The 4,284-nt window shown below is 31.7% G+C and carries 3 protein-coding genes, 3 tRNA genes and 1 other annotated feature; of the genes, 4 read left to right on the forward strand and 2 right to left on the reverse strand.

The features are described 5' to 3' along the window. Nucleotides 1-812, forward strand: an 812-nt coding sequence (locus Q0V15_RS12105; RefSeq protein ID WP_297439370.1) for a hypothetical protein, incomplete at its 5' end; no start/stop codon positions are given. 63 nt (nt 813-875) lie between these two features. On the opposite strand, the gene thrS is transcribed toward Q0V15_RS12105, so the two are convergent. Further along, nucleotides 876-2,807, reverse strand: coding sequence for a threonine--tRNA ligase (thrS, locus tag Q0V15_RS12110; protein WP_297439372.1), 1,932 nt, complete (start codon nt 2,805-2,807; stop codon nt 876-878). Between the two features lie 89 nt (nt 2,808-2,896). Then, nucleotides 2,897-3,099: a binding site (T-box leader), on the reverse strand. A gap of 212 nt (nt 3,100-3,311) precedes the next feature. Between thrS and Q0V15_RS12115 the strand changes: the two genes are divergently transcribed. Further along, nucleotides 3,312-3,399: transfer RNA gene (locus tag Q0V15_RS12115), tRNA-Leu, on the forward strand. A 61-nt stretch (nt 3,400-3,460) separates the two neighbouring features. Here the strand turns inward: Q0V15_RS12115 and Q0V15_RS12120 are convergent. Then, nucleotides 3,461-3,871, reverse strand: coding sequence for an HNH endonuclease signature motif containing protein (locus Q0V15_RS12120; RefSeq protein ID WP_297439375.1), 411 nt, complete (start codon nt 3,869-3,871; stop codon nt 3,461-3,463). 200 nt (nt 3,872-4,071) lie between these two features. On the opposite strand from Q0V15_RS12120, the gene Q0V15_RS12125 reads away from it, so the two are divergent. Next, nucleotides 4,072-4,148 (forward strand) — tRNA-Arg (locus Q0V15_RS12125). 3 nt (nt 4,149-4,151) lie between these two features. After that, nucleotides 4,152-4,226 (forward strand) — tRNA-Gln (locus tag Q0V15_RS12130). The last annotated feature ends 58 nt before the right edge of the window (nt 4,227-4,284 follow it).

Raw genomic sequence — 4,284 nt, forward strand, 5'->3', positions numbered from 1 at the left:
CAGGTATAGATAATCCTATGATGGAAGGTTCAATTGTAAATGTAGAGAGAGGGAAAGATGTTAATATAGAAATATTAAAATCAGATGAAGTAATAAAATCACAGGTTGTAACTGGAGGAGAGCTTATAGAGGTTGAATACAATTCAGGTTTAGTTTTGAAGTCTGATAATATAGATTATGAAAATGTAACAGATTACTCTGGTGTATATCCTAGAATTGATGGTGAGAGAGTTATATTAGAAGTAGCAGAAGAGGGGAAAGGGGAAGATATTCCATATGAATTAGGAAAAATGCTAACTATATATAAAGATGATGAAGAATTGGAATTTTATAAAATGATGAGTGCACCTAGTGGAAATTATAATATAGAAGGTATGTATATAGGTCATACTTTTGAAAAAGAGCCAGAAGATGATAAGCAAACAACAAGTAGATATAATAGCAATATATTTGGGCAGTTTGATTTAACAAGTGACGAATTAAAGGTAGAATACCCAGAAGAGATTAAAGATATTTTAGTGAAGATAATGCCAGATAAAATATCAGAGAATACTTATGACTATGCGAAAGTTTTGGATTATTATGAAAAGGCATATGAAGAAGATAGTGAGAATGAAGAAACTATTTTAATGCTTATCAAACTTTATACAACAGGTACAGACAGAAGTAAATCAAATAGAGATGTAAATAAAGCAATTGAACTTTCTGATAAGTTAAATGAAAAAAATAATAATAGATTTTTAGACTGGCAAGTAAAGGAGTTTATATATGTTAATTATATAAGCAATCCATCTTGGAGTGTTAATTATTAATGATAAAAAAGGGATACCAATTTAATATTGGTATCCCTTTGTGCATAAAGTTTTACTAAAAAATTAGCATTGCTCTCTATTATCTATAACTTCTTTGATGTTCTTTAAGAATGTAGCAAATGGCATTGAACCTTCTTCTCCATTTTTTCTACTTCTTACTGAAACTTCACCGTTAGCTTCTTCTTTCTCACCAACAATTACAATATAAGGAGCTCTCTCAAGTCTAGCTTCTCTTATTTTGTATCCAAGTTTTTCTGATCTATGGTCAACTTCAACTCTAACACCATTGTATGTTAAGTCTTTAGCAACTTTATCAGCATACTCAGCATATTTATCTGATAATGGAAGAACCTTAGCTTGAACAGCTGACATCCATGTAGGAAGTGCTCCTGCATACTTTTCTATAAGCATAGCAAGTGTTCTTTCATAACATCCAATAGAACTTCTGTGGATGATGTAAGGTCTTTTCTTTTCTCCATCTTTATCAGTGTAGTTCATATCAAATCTTTCTGCTAAAGCAAAGTCAATTTGAACTGTAATGATTGTATCTTCTTTACCATGAACATTCTTGAATTGGATATCAAGCTTTGGACCGTAGAATGCTGCTTCATCATCAGCTTCTGTAAAGTCAATATTAAGGTGATTTAAGATATCTCTCATTAAGTTTTGTGTTGATTCCCAAGCTTCTGGCTTATTGATATATTTGTGAGTGTTTTTAGGATCCCATTTTGAGAATCTGTATGTGATGTCATCTTGAATTCCAAGAGTAGTCATAACATATTTGATTAAATCAACAACATCTTTAAACTCATCTTCTAATTGGTCAGGTCTAACAACTAAGTGACCATCAGCAAGAGTAAATTGTCTAAGTCTTATAAGACCGTGCATTTCTCCTGAAGCTTCTTTTCTGAATAGAGTAGATGTTTCAGCATATCTTTTTGGAAGATCTCTGTAACTGTGTTGCTCAGCTTTGTATATTTCATATTGGAATGGGCAAGTCATAGGTCTTAAAGCAAGTACCTCTTCATCATCTTCATTTCCAAGTAAGAACATACCATCTTTGTAGTGATCCCAGTGTCCTGAAACTTTGTATAAATCACTCTTAGCCATTGAAGGAGTTTTTGTTAGAAGATATCCTCTTCTTTCTTCCTCATCTTCAATCCATCTTTGAAGAACTTGAAGTGTTTTAGCACCCTTAGGCATCATTAATGGAAGTCCTTGACCAACAATATCACTTGTTGTGAATATTCCAAGCTCTCTACCAAGTTTGTTATGATCTCTTTTCTTAGCTTCTTCAACTGCTTCTAAATATTCATCCATTTCAGCCTTCTTAGGGAATGAAGTAGCATATATTCTTGCAAGCATAGGGTTATTTTCATTTCCTCTCCAGTATGCTCCAGCTGTTCTTAAAAGTTTGAAAGCTTTGATTGCTTTAAGTGATAATAAGTGAGGTCCAGCACAAAGGTCTGTGAAATCACCAATTTTATAGAATGAGATAATTGCATCATCAGCTAAACCTTCAATAAGGTCTATTTTAAAAGGCTCATCTTTCATAAACTCTAAAGCTTCATTTCTAGGAAGAGTGAAGTATTCTATTGCAAGGTTTTCTTTAATAATAGCCTTCATTTCTTTTTCTATTTTTTCAAAGTCAGTTACTAAGAAAGAACCTTCTTTTTGGAAATCATAGTAGAAACCATTCTCTATTGAAGGTCCTATAGCTACTTTAACTTCTGGGAATAATCTTTTAACAGCAAGTGCCATTACATGAGAAGTAGTATGTCTAAATGCATCCTTACCTTCTTGTGAATCCCAAGTACATATTTCAAGAGCTGAATCCTCAGAAACTTTATATCTTAAATCTTTAACTTCTCCGTTAACAATTCCACACATAGCATTTCTAGCAAGCCCTGAGCTTATAGCATTTGCTATGTCTAAAACTGAACTATTTTGTTCAACTTCTTTGATTGAACCATCTTTTAATGTAATCTTAATCATATTAAAAACTCCTTTTCTTTTTATAAATTTAGTATATCGGGAAAAAGGTTTAAAAAATAAAAAAGCTCCCGTCACTTTTCTATTTCTAGAAAAGGGACGAGAGTTCGAATTCCCGTGGTTCCACCCAAATTGTACAATATTGTACCACTTTATAAATACTTTAACGCAGTAATGCGGGCTGGATTGGAGCCACTCAGAGGTAGTTTTCAGCAATATCCATTTAAAATACTCACAGCGAATGTATTTCTCTCTGAAAATTTTTAAAGCTTACTCGTCTCATCAACGTATTAAATATTTGCAGCATGTAAAATTAATGCTACCATTGAGTAAATTATAAGACTATAAATAATTGATGTCAACCAATTATTTATAGAAAATTTTTGAAAATTAAATAATTAGTTCATATAATAAATAATACGATAGTAGTTATAAAATGATGATTAAAATAAAAAATAAAAAAACTATTGCAATTATATGGGAATAATTATATAATATATTTAATAAGCAGACGTGGCGGAATTGGCAGACGCGCTAGATTAAGGATCTAGTGCCTACTATGGGCGTGAGGGTTCGACTCCCTCTGTTTGCACCATCAGAGAACCTTAAAAAGGATTGTTATTTATAACAATCCTTTTTTTTATCCAAAATTATTTTTAGTATAAAGATTTTTCCATATCTATTGCAGTTTGTAAAATTAAATCTTCAAGCCCATAGTCAGAATAAAATTTACTACCCATAAGAAAAAAGATTAGCTCTACATTTTTGTAACCTTCTTTATAAAGAAAGACATTTCTAGATATTTTTTTTCTACTACTTATAGATATTTTTAAAATATTATTAATTTCATGTAATGAATAATATGTATTGCTAAAAGTAGAGTAGAGCAAATTTTGCATTTCTAATTTATAAGTATAATCAATAACTCTATTTCTATGTGGTCCATGAATTCCACGATGATGAGTTTTACAAAGATATTTATAATTGATATTAAAATTAAGTCCACCTTCACGCCTGTGGACAATGTGGTGTATATCACCTATAGAATTACAAACTTCACAATTCATAGAATAATCTCCTTAAAATGTAGTGTATACTATAAATGTTACCATATAAATGATAAGTGTAAAAGATTATGAAATTTTAACTTAATTTGAGAAATTAATAAAAAAAAACAATGAAAAGGGTTGACATAAAGGGAATATGGTACTATAATTACTTTTGTAGTCATTGAGGAGACTTAATGAATACGAAAAATTGGAAATATGTATCTTTAGCTCAGCTGGATAGAGCAATGCCCTTCTAAGGCATGGGCCGGGGGTTCGAATCCCTTAAGGTACACCATAATGGGATATCGCCAAGCGGTAAGGCATCACACTTTGACTGTGATATGCGTAGGTTCGAATCCTGCTATCCCAGCCAGTTTTTTGCGGGTATAGTTCATTGGTAGAACGTCAGCCTTCCAAGCTGAATAGGCGAG

The organism is uncultured Clostridium sp., from assembly GCF_947036855.1.
Lineage (GTDB): Bacteria > Bacillota > Clostridia > Clostridiales > Clostridiaceae > Sarcina.

Bases quoted from the DNA above. Each gene is read 5' to 3' on its own strand.
- thrS (WP_297439372.1), bottom strand. From the start codon at position 2,807: ATGATTAAGATTACATTAAAAGATGGTTCAATCAAAGAAGTTGAACAA.
- Q0V15_RS12120 (WP_297439375.1), bottom strand. From the start codon at position 3,871: ATGAATTGTGAAGTTTGTAATTCTATAGGTGATATACACCACATTGTC.